Origin of the sequence: Halobacteriovorax sp. RT-2-6, assembly GCF_047085025.1 — a bacterium.
Taxonomy (GTDB): Bacteria; Bdellovibrionota; Bacteriovoracia; order Bacteriovoracales; family Bacteriovoracaceae; genus Halobacteriovorax_A.
On the sequence record NZ_JBKIYH010000002.1, the window covers coordinates 872,618 to 898,148 of the forward strand.

The following is a 25,531-nucleotide window of genomic DNA, read 5'->3' on the forward strand; positions in this document are numbered from 1 at the left end:
TCTAACCTCTAACAACCGAGTTGATTTTATCTTTTACAAATTGTTCACCTTTTATAAACTCGATACCAATTTGTAGGTAGTGAATTCTCTCACTACTAGAACACCTCTTCATTTTAACAATATCTTTCTCTGTTGTAAGAATGATGGCATCCTTTTCTTGTGCTAGTTCCACTAAGCCTTCTAACTCACTAACTTTATAAAGGTGGTGATCAGGAAAATTAAAATCGTCAACTATATTTGCATCAAGTTGCTTAACTAACTTTAAGAACGCCTCAGGAGATGCAAGTCCAGAAACACAGATTACACTTTTTCCTTTTAAGTCAGTCAAAGCATAATCTTCTTCATGTAAGAGGTTCTTAATTGCACTTGGAGCATACTTAAAGAAACCGCTCGGCGTATTCGGTTTACAGTTTTTAAGAATATAACTTTCTAACCTTTCAAGTTTTTCTTCAGTTACTAGATCAGCCCTACCAAATAGAACAATATCCGCTTCTCTTAGAGCACTTACGCCCTCTCTTAAGTATCCCCTAGGAGGACAATGATACTTCGACATTGGAAGTAGAGAGTCGAAAAGAACGATATTCAAATTGCGGTTGATTTTTAAATGCTGAAACCCATCATCAAGAAGAACAACATCTGCTTTTTCTTCTTCATAATATCGTCTTAAATTATCACTTCGGTCTGCACCAACAACAACACTAGCATTCTTTAGATTGCGACTTAAAACAAGTGCCTCATCACCAAAAACAAAAGGGTTTTCACTGATTTTCTTTCCCGTTTTAATGATTCCACTTGAGTTCTCTAATTCGCCCTTATAGCCTCTCGTTAGAACCATCGTCTTTTTATTTAAAATATCATTCAAATAATTACCAATCCAAAGCGTAAAAGGTGTTTTTCCTGTTCCACCTAGCGATAGATTTCCGATACTAATAATTGGTACTTCAAAAGATGATGATTTTAGAATTCCCATCTTGAAAGCAAAACGACGTAAACGATAAATCCACTCCCACAAAAAACTAACAGGAGTAAGAGCAACGGAAAAAAAGTTAATGAGTTTTATATTAATATTATTCATGATTCCTCATTATAAATAAGCACTTTTAATTTTTTCGAGAAGATATTGAGAAACCTCTATATCCTCACCTTCAGTTAAATCTCTTAGCTTTTTCAGTTCACTTAAAACAAATTCATAGCGTTTTTCATCATCGAATAAGTCTTTGGCCTTGCGAACAAGATTATATTCACTGAAGCCTTCGCCGAGTAGCTCAGGATAAACTTCATGACCTAAAATTAAATTAGGAATAGAAACGAAGCCTTTATACTTAACAATATTTTCTGCAATAAACATATTGAGCAGATTAAGATCGTATGCGATCACGCTTGGTACCCCATAAAGGGCCAAAGATAGGTTTACTGTTCCACTAGTTGCGAAAGAAAAGTCTGCTGCTTTGAGCGCCTCATCTAATTCACGATCTTCATAAATCTTATCAAATTCATTTTCAAAACGAGAAAATAGTTCTTCATCAACAGAGCTTGCTTTAACGATTGAAAGCTTAAATTTATAACTCTCTCTAAGTTTTTGGCATGCCTTAATAAATTGAGGCAACATGAATTCAATTTCAAAGCGACGACTTCCAGGCAGAAGTAAAATATTAAACTCTCCATTCTTAAAATCGACATTGGTTCTTTGAAAATTTTCCAACAGAGGCTTTGTCTTCTTAAGTAGTGGATGTTCAATTGTTATGGCCTTACTTACTCCACGATCCATAAACCACTTTTTTTCAAATGGTAAAATACAGAATAGAGTATCAACAGAAGCTTGAAGATATTTTGTTCGCCACTCTTTCCATACCCATGCTTGAGGCGCAACATAGTAGAGAACTTTGACACCTAGCTTTTCAAGCTTCATGGCCAACTTAAGATTAAATGTCTGAAAATCAATTAAGATAGCAACTTTAGTTCCACGCTTTTTAACTTCATCAATGATGTGATTGTAAGCACCGTAGTAAAACGGAACCTTTTTAACTGCTTCTGTAATTCCCCAAGTGGAAAAATCTTTTAAATCGTAAAGAAGTTCGACTCCTTGCTCTTTCATAAGCTCTCCCCCTACTCCAAAGAATTGAGTATCAGGAGCTCCCTTTGTAAGAGTCTCAAGGAATGTCATTGCATGTTCTTCACCAGATTTTTCACCGGCAATAATTAAGCAGCTTTTCAATTAAGTTCAACCTCAATGTTTTTCTCGAGTGATTCATTAACTGCAGCAATTAATTCCATTGCAGCAATTCCATCATCAATCGTTACAAATTCTTTCGTATTATTTAAAATTGAATTATAGAAACGTTCTTGTTCAATTAGTAAGTGATCTCTTTTTTCGTAATCAAATTCATTAATTACTTGCTCTTCTCCAGCTTTAATATCAGTCGAATAAGATGCCTTATTATTTAAAAGATCAACTCTAAGGATTCCCTTAGCAGAGTTAATCTGAACGCTTCTTTCAGTCTTTACATCATTTCTTGAATTTTCAATTGTAACAAGACGATCACCATAGCTAAGTAGAGCTTTAACGTGATCAAACTTATCAGTGAGAACTTTCATTCCATATGCTCTAATCGATTTTGGTTTTCCAAATAGCATAAGGGCCAAGTCAAGGTCGTGAATCATTAGATCTTCAACAACTCCAACATCTGCGGCCCTTCCCTTAAATGGAGAATTTCTTACAATTGTAGCAACACTAGAGTTTGCAGTAATGTCTTTAAACTCTTCAAGACGCTCCCAAACTTGATGGCATCTTTCACTATGTCCAACCTGTAACTTAACACCCTTTTCAGAAGCAATAATCTTCAAGTCTTTTGCTTCTTCAACCGTTACTGTAACCGGCTTTTCACAAAAAACATGCTTACCTTCTTGTAATAAGAATTTAGCAATTTCAAAATGAAAGCTTGTTGGTGTAGCAATAACTGCAGCATCAATTTCTCCAATAACTTCTTTGATATCAGATACAACTTTGATGTCAGGATATTTTTCTTTTGCTTTTTCTTGGTTAGCGGCAAATGGTTCAACAATGGCAATCAATTCACAATTATCTAAGTTGTATGCTTTTTGAGCATGCCATTGGCCTAAGTGTCCATAACCGATTGAAGCAACTTTTACTTTAGACATAATTTATTCCTATTAGCTTAAAAATGGAGCAATACCCATTTTTGTCGTTACAATATGCTCTTTAATGCGCTCGATGATTTCATTATTTGCATATGGCTTCATTAGCTCTTCAGTCTCAACGAAAGTACGTGGTGAGTATGTTGAAGCTTCCATATCACGGAAGAAATCAACAATTTCAGAAATAGCATTTCTTTCAACACCTGCACGACGAAGACCAATAATATTGATCCCACGTAGCTTTGCACGGTTACCATAAGCAGTACAATATAGTGGAATATCTTTATCAATAGCTGAAGCACCACCGATATATGCACCTTCAGCAACTTTTACAAATTGAGAAATATTTGTACCACCACCGATGATAACTTTATTACCAACCTTCACGTGACCTGCAAGGTTTGTTGAGTTTGCCATAATAACACGATCACCAACAACAACATCGTGACCTAGGTGAACTTTGGCCATCAGTAGACAATTACTTCCAAGAGTCGTTTTCTCACGATCTTTCATTGTTCCTCTGTGAATTGAAACGTACTCACGTAAAACGTTATCATTTCCAATTTCAACAGAAGTAGCATGCTCTTCTTTGTATGTTAGATCTTGTGGCTCTTCACCAATTGAACAAAATTGATAAATCTTATTATTATTACCAATTGTTGTATGACCATTAATGATTACGTGATTGCGAATATCACAATTAGTTCCAATTTTTACATTTGGACCAATAATGCAATACGCACCAACAGTTGTTCCCTCTCCAATTTCAGCTGACTCGTGAATAATTGCAGTTGGGTGAAATCTCTCGCTCATGGAGGCTCCTTCTTAATTTTCTTTTACTTTAAAAGATGCAAGAACCTGACACTGGCTTACTAAGTCGCCTTCGTGATAGATTTTGCAATCATTTTGTAAGAAACCAGTACGCATTTTTGTACATACAGTTTCAATATCTAATTTCATTCCAGGATGAACTGGTTTTCTAAATTTTGCGCCTTCAATTGATAATAGCGCAACTTCAAATTCACCTTCTTCTAAATTTTTGTAATAAAGCTTTAATTGAAATGAAGTAAATTGTGCCATCATTTCTACTTGAACAACACCTGGAAGAATTGGATTTCCAGGAAAGTGTCCTGCAAAAATAGGATGATCTTCACGAGTTGTATAATGTCCTTTTACAACTGCTCCAACTAGATCTTTTAATTCGTTTACCTCACCTACTGCTTCTACACTTGTGATTTCATCAACAAATAAGAATGGCTCGCGATGAGGGAGAATTTGCATTACTTGTTCTTTGTTTAATTGCATACATTACCTTCCGTTAAATATTCTTTCGTAAAAAAGCAATTCCTCGTAAAAATTCACGCATAGGTCTTGCTGGGTATCCACCAACGATTTCCTTCGGCTTCACGTTTCCAATAGCAACCGATCCTCCTGCAAGTTGAGCGGCCATACCAACTTCTAAGTTGTCTGCAACAGCTGCTTTTCCTCCAAGAACGGCATAATCTCCAATCTTTGTACTTCCACCAAGTCCGGCCTGTCCGCAGAGAATAACTCCGTTTCCAACCTTAACATTGTGAGCAACTTGAACAAGATTATCAATTTTTACGCCACTACCGATACGTGTTGGAGAGAATGTTCCTTGGTCAATTGAAGTATTTGAACCAATTTCAACATCATCACCAATTTCAACTCCACCAAAGTGCCAAATCTTATGATGAACACCTTGATGAAAGTTATAACCGAATCCATCACTACCTATAGTCGTACCAGAGTGAATTCGACAATTTTTTCCAATGACAGTTTGAGGATAAATTGTCACGTTTGGATAAATTGTACAATTCTCGGCAATTTTAACATTTGGTAAAATCACGCAGCCAGGCATGATTATACAATCAGCTGCGATTTCGACACCCTCTCCAACAAAAACATTTTCAGCAATTTTTACTGAAGGATGAATTGAGGCCAAGCTACTTTTACGGCCATCAAGATCGTAATTTAAGCTCCCAAGTTTTTCGTCGAAAAATAATTTAGATGCTTTCGTAATTGAGATAGGTATATTTGAAGAAGTAAGTAACACTATCGAATTATTTTCTAGTTCTTTCTTTTCAGAGTCATCAAGCGATTCAAAAAGACTTGTATCAATAATTAGTGCTAAATTATCTCCAGCGCCAGCATCTCTATATTTAGCTAGAAATTTTTTAGCACCAATGAAGAGAATTTTTTCTTCAATAATTTCTTCTATCGATGAAATCCCAGAAACAGAGTACTCAAGATTTCCAGATAGAAAACTCATATCGCTATCGTTTTCGATAATATTTTTAATCAGAATGGACATTTTATCCCCTCCTTTAAAACGACAAAAGGGAATACCTTCGTATTCCCTTCATGAGTCTATTTTTATTAGCAATTTACTTATGTTTGTTATCGTAAGCTTTAATTACATCTTCAGTAATGTCAGTAACTTTATTGATGTAAAGAATTGGAGTTGTCGAAGTCTCATAAGTCCAATCAAGACCTTTCTTCTTTGATACTTCTTCAACAACAGTTTTAATTTTATTTAAAATTGGTCCTTTTGCACTTTGTTCCATTTTTGCAAGCTCACCTTGGTACTGTTGCATTTTCTGTTGGAAACCAAAGAACTTCTTCTGTAGTTCTTGACCTTTTTGTTGCTTAGTTTTTTCATTCATAACAAGAGCTTGTTTTTCAAACTTCTCTTTTTCTTTTACTAGAGCTTCTTCTTCTTTCTTAAGCTCAGCTTGCTTCTTATCGATTTCTTTTTGCAGTTTATCCTTAATCTTTTTAGACTCTTTAACTGTTAAAAGAACTTTTTGAACATCAACACGTCCGATATTCATTGCAGATGCTGTTAATGAAGAGAAAAGTAATCCAATTACTAATAAATTTTTCATATCGTCTCCTTACGAATTAAAATAATTGTCCAATATCAAAGTGGAATTTTGTTCCCGCATTCATATCTGGGTCAGGGTTAATAGGAATACCCCACTCAAATCTTAGAACACCAATTGGTGAGAACCAACGGAAACCAAAACCATAATCCATATATATCTTATCGATATCTTCTAGCCTTTTGGCCGTACCTGCATCAAAGAAAGTAACAAATTTAAGGCCTGCTTCTTTGGCAAGTGGGTGCTCAAGCTCCAGTGTTGTAAACACAGTGAACGGGGCACCTGTATTAAATGTTTCAGTAACATTAGGAGTTCCCGGGTCATTATCATCATCATAAGTAACAGTCTCTTTTGGACCAATATCTTCGATGTCATAACCACGTAAGTTTCTCGCACCACCTAATGAGAATTTCTCATTTCTTGGTACAGGAACACCTTTATCTTCAATTTTCCCAGTGTAGAATCGACTTCTAAAAACTAGCTCTTTCCATACCGGATAGAAATAACGTACATCAATTTCATTCTTCCACCATTCTTTATCACCACCAAGTCCTGCATACTCAGTAGCAAGGTTCCAGTAGTAACCATCAGTAGGCTCAAAACGGTTATTTCTCTTATCCTTTACAACAGCAAGACGAACTGAAGAAGTCACACCATCTTCGTTCTCATCGACTGTTGGATCTTTAATATCTGTAAGCTCAGTTTCTTCAAGTTTATATGTTGTATATAGCCTTGTGTATTCGAAGATAGGATAACCAATACGGGCCGCAAAACCATGCTTCTTATAATCGTATGAATCAAGTTGAGTATCAACTGTTCTAAACACCTCTCCACCTAGAGTCCATTTCGAATCCATAAAGTATGGTTCAGTAAATGATAGAGAGAAGTTTTGTTGCTCTTTTGCAATATTTGTTGAGAACGATAATTGTTGTCCTAAACCTCTAAAGTTGTTTTGAGAAATAGAAGCTTGAAAGAAACCACCTGTTGCCGTTGAGTAACCAGCACCAAGAGAAATTTGTCCTGTACTCTTTTCTTTAACACTAATCTCAACATCAAGAATATCGTCTTGTCCCGGCGATGAAACAGTATTGAAGATAACGCTACCTGGTTCAAAGAAACCAAGACGATTAACATTTTCTTTTGACTCACGAAGACCTGAACCAGAATACTTCCCACCTTCATGAATTTTAAGCTCACGACGAATTACTTTATCACGAGTTTTAGTATTTCCAGTTACTGAGATGCGACCAAACTTCGCAAGCTTCCCTTTTTCAAATGAGTACTGAATATCAACTCTATTTTCACCAGGTACTAGTTGGATATTTCTGATAACGTTGGCAAAGGCATAACCAAGGTCTTGGTATGACTCAGTAAGAGTTTGAATATCACGTCTTAAAAGCTCTTCTGAATAAACTTCTCCGGCCTTAAGTTTTGTTTTTTCTCTAAGTTCATCTTCAGTAAAGAGAAGCTCACCTTGGAAGTAAACATCACGAACATCAAATTTAGGACCTTCTTTAATCTTAACAGTAATGAATACCCATTTCTTATCTTCTGAAACTGTTACTTCAGGGACAGCAACGTTGACTTGAAGATAACCTTTAGTCGAATAGAAATACTTAATTCTTTCAATATCTGTTTTAAAATTTAGTTCTTTAAAGTTTCCTGAACCAGAAAGGAATGAAAATAGACTCTCCTCTCTTGTCTCCATAATTGACTTAACTTCTTCTTCTGCAAAAGCAGTTAGACCTAAGAAAGTCACTTTCTTAACTCGAACCTTATCGTACTCACTGATTGTATAAACTAAGTGAACATTCTCTTTGTCGACATGTCTAATTTCATACGAAACATTGGCCAGGTAGAAGCCCTTTTCTTCGTAGGTCTTCTCCATTTGGCGAACATCAGCTTGAATTGAGTTAATGTCTAGGATTGAGTATTCTCTTGTCTTTAAGTTTTCACTTAAGTCGTCTTTATCGACTTCATCATTTCCACTAAAAACGATCTTAGCAATAATAGGCTTTTCAACAACTTGAAAGATTAGCTTATTGCCATCCTGATGAGCCTCTACGGACTCAAAGTACTTGAGGTTATAAATTGTTTTAATGTCATCAAATAGAATTTCATTTGTAAGAGTAAGGCCAGCGCGAGAACGTAGCTTATCAAGAACAGCTTCTTTCTCTACCTTCTTTAAACCTTGAACTTCAACACTTGAGATTTTAAACAGACGAACACGTGGTCCAATTTCACTTGCTTGAATACTTAAGGTAATTGAAAAAACAATTATATATATAAAACTCTTCCAAGAGTTAATCATCTAGTCTCCGTGATCTCACGATCCTGTCATGTGTGTGCAGACAAAAAATACTTGAGTAAAAAAATATCAATAATCTTACAAAGTTACAAAAAGAAAAACGAACATCCTGCACAAAAAAGTGATGTATTAATGCAGGATTCCATCGATCATCGTATGAACACGACTAAACTTACGAGACATTTCCCCGTCATGCGTTACAACAAGAAGAGTTGTTCCAAGCTCTCTTGATAATTCGAAGATAAGATCAGCAACAATTTTTGAATTCTTAGAGTCGAGATTACCTGTCGGCTCATCGCACAGTAAAAGCTTTGGACGCAGTGATAGAGCGCGTATAAGATTGATACGCTGCTGCTGCCCACCAGAGATCTCATATGGGTAGCGCTTAAGGCACTCAGATACACCTAAAGTCTTGGCCAGAGAGAGAATATACTTCTTTACCTTTGACACATCATGTCCACCCAAGCGGGCCGGAAGAAGAATATTTTCAAGACATGTTAGAGATGAAAGTAAAAAGTGAAATTGGAAAACAAATCCTATTTTGGAATTACGATAATTTGCTAACTTCGCATCATTCATTTGACCAATATTCAAGTTATCAACTGTAATTTGACCTGAAGTAATATTCTCAAGTCCCCCAATAAGATACAAAAGAGTTGATTTACCACACCCCGATGATCCCTTAATTACACATTGTTCACCTTGTGAAAGTTCAAGATCAACCCCTTTTAGGATATGAGAATTTCCAAAGTCTTTGTAAACATTCGATACATTTAAAACTGCCATTTACGAAAACTCCTCTCTAAGGCCTTGGGCCATTGATTTTGAATCTAATCTCTTAAGAACTACAAAAGTTAAGAATATAATAAAGATAAATGAAATTAATCCAACAATAAAAATATCTCTTAGGGATAAGAATAGCTCAATTCGATTTAGGTGATAAACATCTGTTGGAAGAGAAAAAATATCAAGAGTTGATAGAAGATAATCAAAAATCTCTACGCAAACGAGAGAGCCTAAAAATGCAATAAGCCAAATCCCGATATTCTGAACCATCCAAAGTGTTCTAAATTTCTTAGGAGAAAGTCCAATAGCATATAGTAAAAAGATTTCTTGTGACCTTCTCTCTTTTGAAAATATGATAAAAGCTAAACAGTTAAAGATAGCTAAGATAACAACAATTGAGAAAACAATCGAAATCATATATTTTTCAAATTCAACGGCCTTTAAGAAAGTTGCAAAATCGCTCCAATAAGGTGCGATAGTATATTCATAGTAGAAGACACTTTTCATATCAGCTACAACTTCATTGATCTTCGAAAGACTTCGATACTCAGGTTTGAGCCTTAGGCTCATTAAGTTAATACGATCCTTAACTCCCAAAAGAGTTTGAATCTTTTTTAAGTTCACATAAACAAAACGATTTCGATATTCGTGAATTTTAAAAGTTTTAATATCTTTTACTTTTAAAACCGCATTTGTTGGAAGATATCGCTCACCTAATTTACCCGCCGAAAAACTGAACTTTAAAGTATCTCCCACTTTAACCTTTAAATCTTGTGCAAGAAGGTCACCAATTATAACTTCATTTTCGCCAGGCTCAACTAGACCATTATCGAGTTGATTAATCTTTTCATTAACACCAACGACAAAGACGGCCTTTCCCTTCTCATCTTTATTTACAAATGATTGTGTACGAAGCATTGGAATTTTAGTTTGAATTGGAAAGTTATCAAGATCCTTTTGTTCATTTTCATTTAACTCAAAGAATCCATTCGTTGCCGTAAGAATAATCTCACCACTTCCTGCATTGAGGGATTTCTTAAGAGTTACCCCAAAGCCATCCATCAGGGCCAAACTACAAAGAATAACGGCAAGAGAAAACATAAGGCCTATAATTGTGGCCGTAATAAAATAACGTGACGATCGATCACGAAAAAAAAGTAATTGAAAATCTTTAAATAGATAGAAAAAACTCAAATTACTCTTCCTTCATCCCATCAACTGACCATCTTAAATATGCATCCATAAAACCATCGATATCACCATCTAAAACTTTTTCAGCTTGTGATGATTCATAGTTAGTTCTGTGATCTTTAACCATTTTATAAGGATGTAGAACGTAAGAGCGAATCTGTGCCCCCCATCCAATCTCTTTCTTATTAGCTTCTTCTTCAGCGGCCGCTGCTCTTTGCTTTTCAAGCTCTAACTCATATAAACGAGACTTAAGAACTTTCATGGCCTGAATTTTATTTTGCAGCTGTGACCTTTCATTTTGACAAGTTACAACAAGACCAGTTGGAAAGTGTGTAATTCTAACGGCCGAATCAGTTGTATTTACTGACTGTCCACCAGCACCACCAGAGCGGTAAACATCAATACGAATATCTTTATCTAAAACTTCAATTTCAATATCGTCATCGACTTCTGGTGAAACAAAAATTGAAGCAAAAGAAGTATGTCTACGATTAGCTGAATCAAATGGTGAAATACGCACAAGACGATGCACGCCTGTTTCAGATTTAAGATTTCCGTAAGCGTAATTGCCTTCAATTAACATCGTTGCTGATTTGATCCCTGCACTATCACCATCTTGAACATCAAGAAGTTGAACCTTAAACTTTTTATGTTCGGCCCATCTCTTTACCATTCTAAATAGCATACTTGCCCAATCGCAAGATTCGGTACCACCGGCACCAGCATTTATACTAACAATCGCATTATTTGGGTCAGCATCATCAGAGAGTAGAACTTTTAATTCCGCTTTATTGAAAGCTTCGACGAATTCATCTGAAATCTCAATCGCACCTGTAGCAGATTCTTCATCACCTTCAGCAGCGTATTCATTCAAAATTTCAAATTCATCATATAGATCTTTTAATTTTGTATAAGTATTAACGACATCTTCTAAAAGGTTTTTTTCCTTTTGTACTTTGGCAGCATTTTGATTGTCGTCCCAGAAGCCAGGCATGGCCTCCATATCTTGAATTTCACCTATGCGTGCTGACTTTTGGTCAACATCAAAGTGACCTCCTTAGACTTGCAAGCTTCTCATCATAACTTACCATTAGTGATTTTTTTTCACCAAGGGCAATGCGAATACTTTCTTCCATTTTTAATTCCTATTTTTTTTGCCTAGATTTTTTAATTTTCATTAGAATCTCTTTTTCAAGAGCTTCCATAATTTCTTCTTCCTCTTGTGAGATTTCATGGTCATATCCTAACAAATGAAGAAGTCCGTGACAAAATAAGTGAATAACTTCTTGCTCTAACTCGATATCAAATTCGCGAGCCTGTTTTGCGGCAACATTTCGACTAATAATGATATCCCCAAGCATTACTGGACCAGGAAGAACGAAATCCGTACTGTCTGGACGAAGACTTTCATACATTGGAAACGAAAGAACATCTGTTGTTTTATCTTTACCGCGATGTTCGCGATTGATCTGTTTCATACGAGAGTCGCCACAAAAGTGAAGATCAACTTCAATCTCCTCGTGAACTTTCTTGTCTAAACAAGTGTTCTTTGAATAAAGGAAATTACTTAAGACAATAAGCGAATCCTTTAACATATTTTCGCAGGCCTTAAGTCCCCAATCAGCTCTAGAATTGTCAGCTAAGTTAACAATAAGTCTTGATTTGTTTACTTGAATAGTTGCGCTATGGGCCATTATTTCCAATCTCTTTTTAAGGGTGTATTATTCTGTCTTAGGTTACATAGATTATATTACCAAGGCGAAGTTATGTCACTAAGCGAAATGGAAAGATTAAGAGAAGTTGTTGCAAAGTTAAGAGATCCTAAAGACGGTTGTCCATGGGATCTAGAGCAGACTCACAAGTCACTTCTAAAATATTTGATGGAAGAATCTTATGAGTTCATGCATGCAGTGGAAGACGGTGACTATCGTAAGATGGAAGATGAATTAGGTGATGTTCTTTTACAAGTAGTCCTTCACTCTCAGTTAGCAAGTGAGAAATCAAAATTTGATCTCAACTCTGTGGCCAAAACAATCGCAGATAAAATGGTAAGACGACACCCTCATGTTTTTACAGATAATAAGGCAAAAGACGTTGCCGAAATTAAACAACGCTGGGAAGAAATAAAGAAAGCTGAAAAAGCAAACGAAGAAAGCCTTAAAAAATATGAAATTTGTAATGAACTTCTCTCTTTTCCGGCCCTTACAAGTGCTGCAAAAATTGGAAAGAAAACAAATAAAATAAACTTTGACTGGGAAGATTACACACAAGTAATGTATAAAGTCGAAGAGGAGTGGCAGGAGCTAAAAGAAGAAATCACTCCAGGACGTGAGCTTAATAAAGAAAGAGTTCAAGAAGAAATGGGAGATCTTTTATTTTCAGTTGCACAGCTTGCAAGACATCTCGATCTTGATCCAGAGATCACACTGCGAGAAGCAAACTTAAAATTTAAAAGAAGATTCAATCAACTTGAAGACATTGCTAAAGAAGAAGGCATTGTTATTCGTGAAAGCTCTCAGGACGAACTTGAAACCCTTTGGTCTCGCGTAAAAGAAAAAGAAAAAAGTAACTAATTATGAAAGCATCACCAATTAAACTTAAAAAAGAATTTATCACTTTGAAGAAAGATAAACGTCTATACCAAATGCCTTGTCCAGTTGTTGGACTAACAGGAGGTATTTCTACCGGAAAATCGACGGTGTCAAAAATACTACGTGATAAAGGATTCCCTATTATCGATGCAGATGCTCTTGTAAAAGAAGTTTATAAAACAAAAGAATCAATCGATCATTTGAAGAAGTACTATTCACGTGTTGTAGAAGAAGACAATTCAATCAATTTCAAACTTCTTCGTGAGTACTTTTTTCAAGATATTCAAATTCAAAATGATATTGAAAGTTTAATTTATCGCCAACTTCCTGAAGCTTTCTTAAAAGCATTCAAAGATCTTGGTTCACCAAAAGTTGTCATTTACGACGTGCCTCTCCTATATGAGAAGAATCTTGATTCTTTTATTGATCATAAGGCCGTTGTTTATTGCCCAAGAGCAAAGCAGGTAGAGCGCCTTATGGCCCGTGACGGAATTGAAAAAGACTTGGCTTGTAAAATTCTAGCAAAACAAATCGATATTGAAGAAAAAGCAAAACTTGCTGACACAGTCATCGATAACTCAGGAAAACCTGAAGATTTGAATTTAAATATGTTTCTTGATCACTTTGATATGCATTAAAAAAGGCTCCCTACGGAGCCTTTTTTATTTCTAAATAATTGGATTATTGTCAGCGACAGTGTGTTCAATCTCGCCGTTTTGAGTGCGAAGATTCTGAAAACTTCCATAAAGCCCACGAAGTGAAGAAATTAATTGCTCATCTTCTTCTTGAGCAAAACGAGAAAGATGCTGAGTTTGTGTTGCAACTTCATTAATCTCATTTCTGATTGCCTTAAACGTATCTTTTATAACTCCAACATCTGGAACTTCTTTACTGTCCATAATGATTTGTACTTTAGAAAGACCAACATCAAGCTGAGTCGATACTTTAGAGAAACTTCCAAGAGTTGAATTGAACTCTCTTAGTTCTCCTGCAAACTTTCCAACAGTTGTTTCACTTGCAACCCCACGTTGAATTTGATCGATAATTTGAGAACTTCTTGCTCTAAATAACTCAACTTGTGACTTAAGAGATTTAAATTGATCACGAGATCTCACAAGTCCTGCATATGCTGCTTTATTCTCATTAATAATCTCTACAATCTCACTTGAGCGAGTTGCTAATTCTATTTCCTCATCAAATAAACGATTCGTCATCTCAATCATATAACGATTCATTTCCTCAAACTTTGCTCTCATCTCAACTACAGAGACGATTTTGTCTTTAGCAATTTTGAATTTATTGATCGCATCTTTTTGAAGATCTTTTTGACCTTCAAAAATAATTCTTACATCATCAATAATTTTATATTGTTCAAAAAGATTATTTTCTAAAAGTTCAATCTCTTTTAAAAATGAAGCTTTTTGCATTAAGAAGTGATCGTTAACTTTTGTGAATTTCTCATAAACGTTATCAATTCCAGCAGCAGAGAAGTCTTGCTGTAATTTTTCTCTTAGTTCTCCATTAAACTTATCTTCAACTAGAGCATCTAGAGACTTCCAAACAGGAGACACTACCGACTTCATTTGATTTGATAGAGTTTCCTCTAAGCTTCTCAATGGATAGAAAATAACCATAATTCTTTTTTGATCAGCATATTCAACAGGTGAAACGTACATTTCAAAAGGTGCAGCTTCGCTAGAATTTTCTGTTTTTACCTGAATTTGATAAATTCCAGCAATACCATCTCTTACTGCACTAATAACAGGATCATTCTCACCAAGATTTGTAAAAGTACTTAGATAATCCCATGTGATACTCATATCTTTTTTAGCGCTATCGATACTCCAGTGCTCATAGAATAGCGAGTTTGCCCAAACAGCATTTAGATTTGAATCCAGAAGTAGAGATGAAAATGGCATAGCATCTTGAAAGATCGATCCAAAACTCATTCTCTTGTGAATATAACCGCGATATTTTTCAATTTCTTCTTTAAATGGATGTGTCCAATCACCTTTCAGACTTGCTTTAACTGGGATAACACCATCTTTAATTAAATCAAGAGAAGTAATTTCTAATAATTTCTTCGCTCTTTTTTCAGAATAAAAGTACATAAAGATTCCACCAGCAAACATTGCAATAAGAATCCCAACAATAGCAATTAATCCATAAAGAGTTGTTTTAGAAGTTTGGTTAAGTTCAATTTTTTGATATGTAAGCTTTGGCCCAAACTTCTCACTCCATGCAAGATAACTTTCATTCGTTGTTTTCCAAATGCTATCGAAGTCACGTAGTGTATTTAATGATTTTTCTAATAGATTTAATTCAGTTCTAAGTGTTCCAAGGCGAACAACAATTAAGTTCTTATCTTCATCAGAAAGAACAGACTTCATTGTAACCTTTTCCATATAGTCTACATCTGCAACGATTGATTCGTGTAAACGCTTTAAATTTCCATAACTATAAAAGTTGGAGCTTTTTGTCGTACCTACAGAAATTTTAGTTTTAATTTTATTTGAAACTCTTGTTAGTGTTCTCCACTGATTATGTACAACAAAATTTTGGAAGCCAATCATCTTTGTTCTTAAAACATTAATCAGTGTCGATTTATTTGCAGAAGTCGTAATATCATCAAGTTTCTTTCTTAGTTCACTTAAGTTACCACTTAGTGTTTCATATTCAGCAATAGTTACGATTTCATTTAAACTTTTAATTGAATTTTCAAATTGATCAAACTCTGAAGTCGCCTCTTTTGAACGATCAACTCTTACCAATTCTTTTATATCTTGAAGTGTATTTGAATTTTTAACTTCATCAAATTTAGATGTCGATTCATATACCATCGTCATTCGGTCAAAGTTGGCCGGGCCATTCTTCCAAAAGGACCAAACTCCAAATGAAACAAGAGCTGTCGTTAGAACAAGAGAAACAGAGAAATAGATAAACAACGGCTTACTGAAACGAAGCTTCATTATAGGTCTCCTAAATGTCGGAATGGGAAAATCACTTCCATATGTTAACGGTCCTTCACATCCTGTGAACGTAAGAAATTTCTACATCCATTATGCAATTTTTTGAGTGAATTTTAAAGGGTTAATTAATTTATTTTATAGGCAAACAAAGGCCCTTTAATGAAAAGGGCCTGAGTAAATAAGTATGTTTTTTTAGAATAAAATTGTGATTAGCTTACTAGTTCTTCATAACCTTCAAACATCGTTTGTAGCTTAGCTTTAAGCTTCATTACTGCTTGAGTATGAAGTTGAGAAACACGTGATTCAGTAACATCTAGTACCTGACCAATTTCCTTAAGGTTTAAATCTTCATAGTAGTAAAGTGAAAGAACAAGTCTTTGTTTTTCAGGAAGCTGCTCGATTCCCTCTTTAATTTTATCTCTGAAGTTTTTATTTGAAACAGCAGTAAATGGATTCATTGCCTTACTGTCTTCATTAAGACCTGCCATTGCACGCTTATCATTACGATTAAACGTAGCAGAGTCATCAATATTTAGGATAGAAACAGATTTTGCTTTATTAAGCATTGAGTGAAATTCTTCTTTAGAACACTCAAGCTCTTTACACATTTCATCATCAGTAGCTGGACGTCCAAGCTCTGATTCAAGTTTAGAATATGCGCGGTCAATTAGCTTAGCCTTTTCTCTTACTGAACGTGGTACCCAGTCTTGAGAACGAAGCTCATCTAAGATAGCTCCTCTAATTCTAAATTCAGCATAAGTTTTAAATTTATTATCACGTGAAGGATCAAATTTTTCGATCGCATCCATAAGACCAATAACACCACATGAGATTAGATCATCTAGCTCAATATTTGATGGTAGGCGTGAGGCAATTTTTTGTGCAATATACTTAATAAGTGGAGCGTATTCCACTACGATTTCATCTTTTACTTTTGGATCTACAGTTGATCTATAGTCTTTTAAATTCTTTAATTTTCTGGCCAACGATGACATCTCTCTCACTCCTTGATTAAGCTAGTTGCTGTGGGTTACTACCTGAATGACTGAATCCCTTCAGTAATACAGGCGCGACTCGACTAGTACTGTCCTCGTCGGTAAATTTATTAATGATGTTAGTGTAATATTTCGAAAGGGAATTCTTTTCCGTGTTCAAAAGAGCGTGATCAAATTTGTCAGATGGGATTTCTAAATTCTTTACACCACCCAATACTCTTAAGTTTGCTTGCATAAAGCTTGCAACAGTATCCACTAGTGACTTCACTACTTTTCTATACTGTTGATTTGAGTCAACTCTATTTACAATTAGGTGATTATTTTTAATTTGGTATTTTTGGTTTAGGATTTTAATTAATGCATAAGTATCAGTGATAGATGAACGGTCAGGATTAACAACCATAAAACGATAATCAGCATAAGCTTGTAGATTGATCGTCTCCTTGTTCACTCCAGCCGGGCAATCAAGGATTACATGATCATATTCACTTCTATGGGCAGCGATAATATCAATAATGAATTTATCGTGCTCAAAACTAGTATCAAACAGATCACTGTTTCCATTACAACCACTTAGTAGATGAATATTTCCAAGTTTGTATAGACACTCATCAAATGATTTTTCAAGAGAAAGAAGTGAGTAGAAGTTATCGTTCAAAGGAAGACCTAATTTTACGGCCGTGTTTGAAAGATTATAATCACAATCGATTAAAAGAACTTTCTTTCCTTTTGCACTTAATTCATTTGCGATCATTAAAGCAGTTGTAGTCTTACCTACACCGCCTTTACCTGAACCAACTGCAATAATTTCACATTCTTCATTAAGGTAATTAAGAGGGCTTTTAACATTCAATTCGCAGTTATCGTCACTACGGTGCGACAACAACCATGTTGAAAGATCGTTTCTGGACATCCTGTCTCCTAAACAAAACTTAAAAATTTAATCTAATAACAAAAAAAGCTACAGTTTAAAAATACCGGCCAAAATCCTTTCGGCAGTAGCAGCTTCTAGGTCATCAGGAACAATCTCACCCGTTCCAAAAAACTTGTAAGGTAACGAACTGAAGTCAATGGCCAGATTAAAGAGTGATCCATAATTTAAGCACTGATCTAAGTGTGTTACCACTAAACCATTTGCAATATTTGCATAACGATTTAGCACTTTTCTATTATACAACTCTGTATTGATTCCCGATAGACAGATTAAAACTTCCACATTTTCAAATGAGCGTCTTAGACCATCCACGAACTTCTTGATTTCATTGATTTCTTGATTTGTCGCCTTGTAGTCGATAAAAACATTTTTCTTTGTTTCTATTGATTTTCTTGTTTGTGCAACGATTTCAGAAATTGATTCACAGATATTTGATTCAACATTAAAGAACTTTTCAGAAAAAGAAGTATTATCTTTAAATCCTGTATTTGCTTTATTTCTGATAATTACCGAATCTTGCTTAAGAGCTGAAAGCTTTGTTAACATTGAGCTTTGCCCACAAGAAGCATCTGAAATAAGTACTGTAACCGTTTTAGACTGCTCATTATCAACAGAAGAAAATAGAGGTAGCGCAGTTCTCACTTCTCCCATCATTTCTTTAAGAGCAAATTCAAAAACAGTATCTGGATTTTCTTTCTCTTCATCTGATAATTCAAAGTTTGCTTTACGAACAACTTTTTGAATATATCTTTCTTCGATGTCTAAACTTCTAAAAATTGTTACCATCTCTTTTACACCAAGAGCTTGAGGCTTAGTCATCCCCTGCACACTTTGTGTTAATTCGAAAATTTTCTTTTCTAGATCATCGATTTTATTTCTTTGATTTTCAATTAAGTCACTAACCTCATCATTACTTACACGAGACTCATGTAGTTGTTGAGACTGAATTGGCCTTGCTTGAACTTGAGGTCTTTCAATAACTTCTTCTTCCTGAATTTCCTCTTCTAAAGAGAAATCTCCATTTAAGAAATCATTAAAATATTCAGATTCAGTATTTGCGGCAGCTTTTTTTACTTCTTCTCTATCAATTGAGTTTAAGAAATCATCTAAACCTGAATTTGATTGTGAAGAGTTCTCTTCAACAGCACTCACCTTTCTGTTAAGACCTAAATTTCCATATCCATTGATTGAATTTGATTGTGCTTGAGAACTAGTATTTTGGTCATGTGAATTAATCATATTTGCGATATAAGATGAGTTGTTTTTATAAAAAGAATTTTTTTGATCAGATGTTAGTACGTTATCAACCTTAGCTTTCTTAGTGTAGTTCTTTTCAGAGATCGCAGCAGTAATTTCAATTTTTTTCTTTTTGAAAGCACCTTTGATCCCTTTATTAGTCTGCGTTTTAAGAATAATTGCATCAGGTCCCAGTTCGGCCTTAATATTCGCTAACGCCTCATCTAAAGAATCTGCTTCAAATTTTCTTACGTACATCCTATAACCTCACCGTTCCAAGTGACCTAATATTCACATCCGGACTTAATTCATTATGACTTACTACAATCAAGTTTGGTATGAATTTTTCTGTCAATTTCTTAAAGTGTCCACGAATAACTGGTGAGCAAAGAACAACCATCTTTTCTCCCATGTTTGTGGCCTCCTCTATTTTCTCATTTAAACTGGCCAAAATCGATTGGGTAATTCTTGGGTCTAAAGAAACTTGTTGACCATTTTCTGTTTGTATGAGATTGCCAGCAACCTGTTCTTCTATTTTACGATCTAACGTAAATATCGGCAAATCACCATTGGCAGACTTTATAGACTCAGTGATAGTGCGGTATAACGATTGTCTGACATTTTCAGTCAGAAGATCTGTATCCTTAATTCTAACCCCATGCTCAGAAAGCGATTCTAATATCGTACGAAGGTCTCTGATGGAAACATTTTCCCTTAAAAGATTCTGTAAAACCTTTAATACGGCACCAAGAGGTAGAATCTCAGGAACAAGATCAGAAACAATTTTTGGATAGTGTTCTTTGAAATTATCCATAACTCGTACAAGTTCTTGACGACCAAATAATTCATGTAGATTTGTTCTCAGGATCTCAGTTAAGTGAGTTGCCAGAACAGTTGACAGATCCACTACAGTATAACCATTGAATCCAGCATCATCTTTCTGATCTTCAGTAATCCACACAGCTGGTAGACCAAATACTGGCTCAATTGTTTCAATTCCATCAATTGGTTCAATAACACTTCCTGGATCCATTGCAAGGTAGTGGTCAGGTACAAGTTCACCTTGAGCAACTTCAACACCTTTAATTTTTAGAGAATATCCACCTGGAGCAAGCTCAAGATTGTCCTTAATTCGTACAGAAGGGATAATTACACCCCAATCTAGTGCAAATTGTTTTCTCATATAAGTAATACGCTCAAGAAGGTCACCATTTTGAGATGAATCGACAAGATTTACTAGTCCATAACCAACTTCAAGTTCAACAAGTTCAAGATTAAGTAGATCTTCAAGTGATTCTGGTGTCGATTTCTTCTCATCTTCGACAACTGTCTCAGCAGCAAGCTTCTCTTGAGTAATTTGATTTTCCATTTTATTTGAAACATAAAGTAGCGCCAGTCCAACTGTGATAAAAGGTAATTTTGGAAGTCCTGGAATCATAGCAAAAATTAAAAGAACACAACCTGCGATTAGAACTGCTTTCGGGTGAAGCTTAAATTGCTTACTCATTTGAGCACCAAGATTATCTTCACTTGTATTTCTTGTAGCAATAATACCGGCTGCAGTTGAAATAATTAGAGCAGGAATTTGAGAAACAAGACCATCCCCGACAGTAAGTAGAGTGTATGTTTCAGCTGCTTGGCTAAAGTTCATATTATATTGGCCAACACCAACAATAATACCACCGATAACATTAATAGCAGTAATTAGAATACCAGCAATGGCATCCCCTCGTACGAATTTAGAAGCACCATCCATCGACCCGTAAAAGTCAGCTTCTTCAGCAACTTCAGCACGTCTTCTTTTTGCATCCTCATCGTTAATTAGACCAGCATTTAAGTCAGCATCAATGGCCATCTGCTTACCAGGCATCGCATCTAAAGTGAAGCGCGCACCAACTTCAGCAACCCTTCCAGCACCTTTAGTGATTACCATGAAGTTAATAATAACAAGAATGATGAAAACGATAATACCAACAACAAAGTTACCTTCAACAACGAATTCACCGAAGCTTCTAATAATTTCACCGGCAGCACTTGTTCCCTCACTTCCTGAACGAAGAAGAATGTTACGAGTTGAAGCAACGTTTAATGAAAGTCTAAAAAGAGTTGTTACAAGAAGAACTGCTGGGAAAGTAGAAAAATCTAGAGGTTTCTTAGTATAAACAGAAACTAATAAAATAATAATTGAAAATGATAAAGTAATTGCTAAAAGTAAATCGAGAACGACTGGAGGAACAGGAATAATCATAACAGCAAGAACTGCTAGAATACCTATTGCTACCGCGAGATCTGAATTCTCTGTTAAAACTTTTAATCTTTTAAAGATATCATCCATGATATATTCCTAAATTCTAATTAACTTATAGCTTTTTGCTTTTTCTTAAGTTTATAAACAAATGCTAAAACTTCAGCTACTGCTTTATATAAGGTACGAGGGACTCCTTCCCCTACTTTAACTGACTTATATAGTGCTCTTGCTAAAGGAACATTTTCTACGATTGGAATATTATGTTCTTTAGCAATTTCTCTAATTCTTAAGGCCAAGTGATCAGCACCCTTTCCAACAATTCCTGGAGCGATCATAGTCTCTTGATCATATTTGATAACAATCGAAATGTGAGTTGGGTTTGTCACAATAACATCTGCAGTTTGAATATCGGCAAGCATTCTTTTTTGCGCTTGTTCTCTTTGGATTTGGCGAATTCTTTGTTTAACTTCCGGAGAACCGTCTTGCTCTTTAGACTCACGCTTGGCTTCTTCTTTTGTCATCATAAGTTTTTTCTTATGAGCATATTTTTGATAAGCAAAGTCCCCTACAGCAACAACAACAAGTCCTGCAAGGATTGAGAAACCTAATTTAATTAGAATATCTTTACCAATAACAAAAGCCTGAAAGAAATCAACATGTAGAAATCCTACAAATTGAGCAATATCGTCTTTCATATATAAGTAAACAATTCCAAGAACGATTATGAATTTGAAGACACCTTTAATTGCCTCAACAACTGCCTTCATTGAAAACAAATTCTTAGTTCCCTTGATTGGATCAATTCTTTCAGGTTTAAACTCAAGAACTTCTGGCGCATAGATGAAACCAATTTGAGCAACGTTTGCAATAATACCAGCACATAGTGAAACAATACAAACAGGTGCTGCACAAATAAGAGCTGTTGTAGCCGTTTTATTTGCAATAGTCTTAAGCGATTTTTCTGTAAATGCCGTTGCCGGATCAAGGTGCATAATCCATCTAATGAACTCTTCCATTTCTTGATATATAAAAAGAAGTGAAAGACCTAATGTCATGATACAGGCAGCCAGCACTAACACACTTGTTAGTTCTTTTGAGGATGCGACCTCACCCTTTCTTCTCGATTCGTCAATTCGATGCTGGGAAGGATCTTCCGTTTTTTCCTGATCTGTATCTTCGGCCACGACTTACCCCTTTAAAGTATAAAGTTAAACCACTCGCCAAGTCTTTCAGTATACATTCTAAATGCTACTTGAAAGAACTCATCGCTTGTTGCCGTAAATACTAGTAGACCTAGTCCAATATTGACGACAAAGCTAACCATAATGATATTCATTTGTGGAACAGTACGAGCAATAATTCCTAGAACCGTACTGATGAGCATATTTGTAAAAATTAATGGTGTTGCCAGCATAATTGCAGCAATAAAAATTGATTTGAATGCTTCGATATAGAAAATATGTGACTTCGCAAATACACCAAAATCATAAATATGAATTGTATAAAAAGATTCAAAAATCCCTTTAAACATTGGTAGTAAAGCACCTGAAGAAACAACCATAACGAGAACAGTCCATTGTATTAGCCTTTCGAAAGGACCTACTTGCTGACCCGAAGATGGATCGAAGTAGCGAATGGCCGCAAATCCAATTTGCTGGGTAATAATACTACCTGCTGACAGGAAGATACCCATAATTGATTTTACCAAATATCCGATTACCAATCCAATAAGTGTGTAAATAATAGTTAGGGCCCAGAACTGGTCCTTGCCTACATACATGATGTCTTTGATTACTTCTCCTTGGATATATGGGTAGAAGCAAAAGCTCATGACTAGTGTCGATAAGATCTTAACAATCATTGGGATTGGTAAGTTATCATAAATAGGTAGTTGAAAATTAATGGCCAGCAATCTGGTAAAAATTAACCAGAACGCAATGATTGGGACAATGTCAGTAATTTGAATTGTCATCTAATTTCGCCTACCTTCCAGTAACAAGACTAGGAATTGAAATAATTAAATCTTTTGTAAAAGTTGTTAACTGATCCGTCATCCACGGAGCAGTTAGAACAAGAGCTCCAACAATAACTAAGATCTTAGGGATAAATGAAAGTGTTTGCTCATTGATTTGAGTAACCGCTTGGAAAATTGAAACTAAGATACCCATAATAAGTGCACCTGCTAACATTGGTGCTGAAATCATTAGTCCAATTGTGATTGCTTGTCTTGCGATGTCAGAAAAAAAGTCCATGACTACTCCTAATTAAATGAACGTAAAAGTGATCCAGTAACAAGTTGCCAACCGTCCACAAGAACAAATAGTAATAATTTAAAAGGCAGAGAAATAACTACCGGAGGAAGCATCATCATCCCCATGGCCATTAAAACTGAAGCCACAACCATATCTAAAATAAGAAATGGAATATATAGTAAGAATCCAATTTGAAATGCTGTCTTTAACTCTGAAATAATAAAAGCAGGAATTAAAAAATGAATTGGAACATCATCAATTGACTGAGGTGCCTGACGACTAGTTACATCGTAGAAAAGACCTATATCAGCTTTACGAACTTGCTTGTTCATAAACTTTCTCAGAGAACCTTCAATGCGATCTACTGCTAGAGTTGTCGTAATTTTCTTATCCATATAAGGTTTTACAGCTGTTGCATAAATCTCTTCTCCCGTTGGCTGCATAACAAATACAGAAAGGAAGAGTGCAAAACCGATTAGAAGTTGATTTGGTGGCATACTTTGCGTACCAATTGCTTGTCTCATGAATGATAGAACAACGATAATTCTTGTAAAACATGTACAAAGAATTAAAACCGCCGGTGCAAGAGTTAGTACTGTAAAAAGAATAGTTAGTTCGATAGTATCAACGAGATCAACACCCTGTCCGAAATTAACAGAAAGACCTGGAAGTCCCAGGTTAGTTGATTGTTGAGCAAAGATCGTACTTAGCCATCCCCCAATACTAAATATTAATAATGCTCTTAAAAAATTCTTCATCCAACTTCCTATTGAATTATTTTTAATAAAATTATTGTAAAGACTTCATGTCTTTTACTTTTTTCTTAATTTGAGCAGTTAAGCTAACTTTCTCTTCTTGAGTTGCTTGCCCTGCAAGGCTGTTTAAAATATCTTGTTGTGATGAAGTCGTCGAGTTACTCGCCTCTTTCATATTCATAGCAACTTCTTTTAATTTAAATTCCTTAGAACCTGAATTAGCAGTATCTAAATTAGTATCAAAGTTAGATCCAGTTAACGCTTTCTCACCTTCTTTAAAGAACTCAGTTGTATCTTTAATTTCAGTTAAGAAATCCATCCCTTTTTCAGATTGTGCCATTAGAAAGACTTGCTTTTGTACTCTAACAACAAGAAGGCTTCTTTTCGGTGCAAGATAAGTTGTCGATAAAACTTCAACCATTTTTGCATTTGAGAAAAGTCCTAATCCACCCTTCTTTAACATTCCCTTTCTAAAGAAGTTCATTAAAAAGAAAATCCCTGCAGCAAATAGAGCAAAAAAGCCGATAAATTTAAAAATATAAGTCGACATCTGAAATCCACCTTTTTCAACACCTGAAGAAAGATTGCTAACAGTATCTTCAATCTGCTCATTCTTCTCTTTGGCAAGAGCAAGTAAAGACTCACTAGTCTTTTCAAGCTTTATGTTATTCTTATTATTATTTTTTGATACTTCTTCTTTATCTTTAAGTAGTTTTGCAAGGTAGCTTTCATCATAAGCTTCTGCACTCTTTTGCTTTACAGGAGCTTTCTTAACTGGAGCTGCTTTAGTTACTGCAACTTCTTTTTTATTTGTTGTGATTGGAAAGTACATTTTAATTTCATTATCACTTACTTCTAAACTTACCTTATCTTCATTACCCTTGATATCGTACGGGAGAATTGCACGAACTCGAGCAACATCTTTAGTAAATTGATAAGCTAGAAGCTTCGTATCAAATTTTTCATTAACAGATACTTGTTTCTCAATCTTTGGCCATACGATTGCATCTTGAAGAGCAATTTGAATAATATCATCCTTAATTGTTAACTCAGGAGTAGTATCAAACTTCCCTTTTAATCCAACAGTAACAACTCCTGTTGAACCATTTTTAGTTAACTTAACCTTCCCTACTTCAACTCTAGCAAATGCATTCGTCGTAATAAGTGAAAGTGCTAAAAATAATAATTTAAGTTGTCTGGCCAT

24 protein-coding genes are annotated in these 25,531 nt (G+C 35.2%); 2 read left to right on the forward strand and 22 right to left on the reverse strand.

The annotated features are described in order from the left end of the window. Position 1 precedes the first annotated feature (1 nt). The 12 genes from lpxK to ybeY form a co-directional block, all read right to left on the reverse strand. The gene (gene lpxK / locus ACMAYS_RS12730; protein WP_392993407.1) at positions 2–1,075 is read right to left on the reverse strand and encodes a tetraacyldisaccharide 4'-kinase; all 1,074 of its coding nucleotides are present in this window, start codon (positions 1,073–1,075) and stop codon (positions 2–4) included. Between the two features lie 9 nt (positions 1,076–1,084). After that, on the reverse strand, positions 1,085–2,215 hold the full coding sequence (lpxB, locus tag ACMAYS_RS12735; RefSeq protein ID WP_103217800.1) for a lipid-A-disaccharide synthase: 1,131 nt from the start codon (positions 2,213–2,215) through the stop codon (positions 1,085–1,087). Next, the gene (locus tag ACMAYS_RS12740) at positions 2,212–3,159 is read right to left on the reverse strand and encodes a Gfo/Idh/MocA family protein (protein WP_412463419.1); all 948 of its coding nucleotides are present in this window, start codon (positions 3,157–3,159) and stop codon (positions 2,212–2,214) included. The genes lpxB and ACMAYS_RS12740 overlap by 4 nt, the downstream gene beginning before the upstream one ends. A gap of 12 nt (positions 3,160–3,171) precedes the next feature. Then, on the reverse strand, positions 3,172–3,969 hold the full coding sequence (gene lpxA / locus ACMAYS_RS12745; RefSeq protein ID WP_103217798.1) for an acyl-ACP--UDP-N-acetylglucosamine O-acyltransferase: 798 nt from the start codon (positions 3,967–3,969) through the stop codon (positions 3,172–3,174). A gap of 12 nt (positions 3,970–3,981) precedes the next feature. After that, positions 3,982–4,461: a 3-hydroxyacyl-ACP dehydratase FabZ family protein gene (locus ACMAYS_RS12750; RefSeq protein WP_392993413.1), complete on the reverse strand. Its 480-nt coding sequence runs from the start codon at positions 4,459–4,461 to the stop codon at positions 3,982–3,984. Between the two features lie 13 nt (positions 4,462–4,474). Then, a complete protein-coding gene (lpxD, locus tag ACMAYS_RS12755) occupies positions 4,475–5,491 on the reverse strand; it encodes a UDP-3-O-(3-hydroxymyristoyl)glucosamine N-acyltransferase (protein ID WP_412463420.1) in 1,017 nt (338 codons plus the stop codon). Between the two features lie 73 nt (positions 5,492–5,564). Then, a complete protein-coding gene (locus tag ACMAYS_RS12760) occupies positions 5,565–6,065 on the reverse strand; it encodes an OmpH family outer membrane protein (RefSeq protein ID WP_103217795.1) in 501 nt (166 codons plus the stop codon). A gap of 16 nt (positions 6,066–6,081) precedes the next feature. After that, on the reverse strand, positions 6,082–8,373 hold the full coding sequence (gene bamA / locus ACMAYS_RS12765; RefSeq protein ID WP_412463421.1) for an outer membrane protein assembly factor BamA: 2,292 nt from the start codon (positions 8,371–8,373) through the stop codon (positions 6,082–6,084). Positions 8,374–8,499: 126 nt separating this feature from the next. Further along, positions 8,500–9,156 carry an ABC transporter ATP-binding protein gene (locus ACMAYS_RS12770; RefSeq protein WP_412463422.1) on the reverse strand — a complete coding sequence of 219 codons (657 nt, stop codon included), beginning with the start codon at positions 9,154–9,156 and terminating at the stop codon, positions 8,500–8,502. After that, positions 9,157–10,350 (reverse strand): FtsX-like permease family protein, encoded by a 1,194-nt coding sequence (locus ACMAYS_RS12775; protein ID WP_103217792.1) that lies wholly within the window; start codon positions 10,348–10,350, stop codon positions 9,157–9,159. It lies immediately after the preceding gene. A 1-nt stretch (position 10,351) separates the two neighbouring features. Beyond that, positions 10,352–11,465 (reverse strand): peptide chain release factor 2 gene (gene prfB, locus ACMAYS_RS12780; protein WP_392993663.1). Its coding sequence is split into 2 segments (ribosomal slippage): positions 10,352–11,392 and positions 11,394–11,465, totalling 1,113 coding nucleotides; the frame shifts between segments, so codons are not numbered across the junction. A 27-nt stretch (positions 11,466–11,492) separates the two neighbouring features. Continuing rightward, entirely contained in the window at positions 11,493–12,041 is a 549-nt protein-coding gene (ybeY, locus tag ACMAYS_RS12785; protein WP_392993419.1) for an rRNA maturation RNase YbeY, read from the reverse strand. A gap of 72 nt (positions 12,042–12,113) precedes the next feature. Between ybeY and mazG the strand changes: the two genes are divergently transcribed. Continuing rightward, positions 12,114–12,920, forward strand: coding sequence for a nucleoside triphosphate pyrophosphohydrolase (gene mazG, locus ACMAYS_RS12790; protein ID WP_158246854.1), 807 nt, complete (start codon positions 12,114–12,116; stop codon positions 12,918–12,920). Positions 12,921–12,922: 2 nt separating this feature from the next. Continuing rightward, positions 12,923–13,576: a dephospho-CoA kinase gene (coaE, locus tag ACMAYS_RS12795; protein ID WP_103217789.1), complete on the forward strand. Its 654-nt coding sequence runs from the start codon at positions 12,923–12,925 to the stop codon at positions 13,574–13,576. A gap of 30 nt (positions 13,577–13,606) precedes the next feature. On the opposite strand, the gene ACMAYS_RS12800 is transcribed toward coaE, so the two are convergent. From ACMAYS_RS12800 to ACMAYS_RS12845, 10 genes are all read right to left on the reverse strand, one after another. Next, positions 13,607–15,907, reverse strand: a complete 2,301-nt coding sequence (locus ACMAYS_RS12800) for a hypothetical protein (protein WP_103217788.1) — start codon at positions 15,905–15,907, stop codon at positions 13,607–13,609. A gap of 209 nt (positions 15,908–16,116) precedes the next feature. Next, entirely contained in the window at positions 16,117–16,902 is a 786-nt protein-coding gene (locus ACMAYS_RS12805; protein WP_103217787.1) for a FliA/WhiG family RNA polymerase sigma factor, read from the reverse strand. Positions 16,903–16,918: 16 nt separating this feature from the next. Further along, positions 16,919–17,815: a MinD/ParA family protein gene (locus tag ACMAYS_RS12810; protein WP_412463423.1), complete on the reverse strand. Its 897-nt coding sequence runs from the start codon at positions 17,813–17,815 to the stop codon at positions 16,919–16,921. Positions 17,816–17,863: 48 nt separating this feature from the next. Further along, positions 17,864–19,330 (reverse strand): hypothetical protein, encoded by a 1,467-nt coding sequence (locus ACMAYS_RS12815; RefSeq protein ID WP_103217785.1) that lies wholly within the window; start codon positions 19,328–19,330, stop codon positions 17,864–17,866. Between the two features lies 1 nt (position 19,331). Beyond that, complete coding sequence (gene flhA, locus ACMAYS_RS12820; RefSeq protein ID WP_103217784.1) at positions 19,332–21,407, reverse strand: flagellar biosynthesis protein FlhA; 2,076 nt, start codon at positions 21,405–21,407, stop codon at positions 19,332–19,334. Positions 21,408–21,427: 20 nt separating this feature from the next. Beyond that, positions 21,428–22,504, reverse strand: a complete 1,077-nt coding sequence (gene flhB / locus ACMAYS_RS12825) for a flagellar biosynthesis protein FlhB (protein ID WP_103217783.1) — start codon at positions 22,502–22,504, stop codon at positions 21,428–21,430. 11 nt (positions 22,505–22,515) lie between these two features. Then, positions 22,516–23,292 (reverse strand): flagellar biosynthetic protein FliR, encoded by a 777-nt coding sequence (locus ACMAYS_RS12830; RefSeq protein WP_103217782.1) that lies wholly within the window; start codon positions 23,290–23,292, stop codon positions 22,516–22,518. 10 nt (positions 23,293–23,302) lie between these two features. Beyond that, positions 23,303–23,572 (reverse strand): flagellar biosynthesis protein FliQ, encoded by a 270-nt coding sequence (gene fliQ / locus ACMAYS_RS12835; protein ID WP_021267947.1) that lies wholly within the window; start codon positions 23,570–23,572, stop codon positions 23,303–23,305. Between the two features lie 8 nt (positions 23,573–23,580). Beyond that, positions 23,581–24,330 carry a flagellar type III secretion system pore protein FliP gene (gene fliP, locus ACMAYS_RS12840; protein ID WP_103217781.1) on the reverse strand — a complete coding sequence of 250 codons (750 nt, stop codon included), beginning with the start codon at positions 24,328–24,330 and terminating at the stop codon, positions 23,581–23,583. 31 nt (positions 24,331–24,361) lie between these two features. After that, positions 24,362–25,531 (reverse strand): flagellar biosynthetic protein FliO, encoded by a 1,170-nt coding sequence (locus ACMAYS_RS12845; protein ID WP_412463424.1) that lies wholly within the window; start codon positions 25,529–25,531, stop codon positions 24,362–24,364.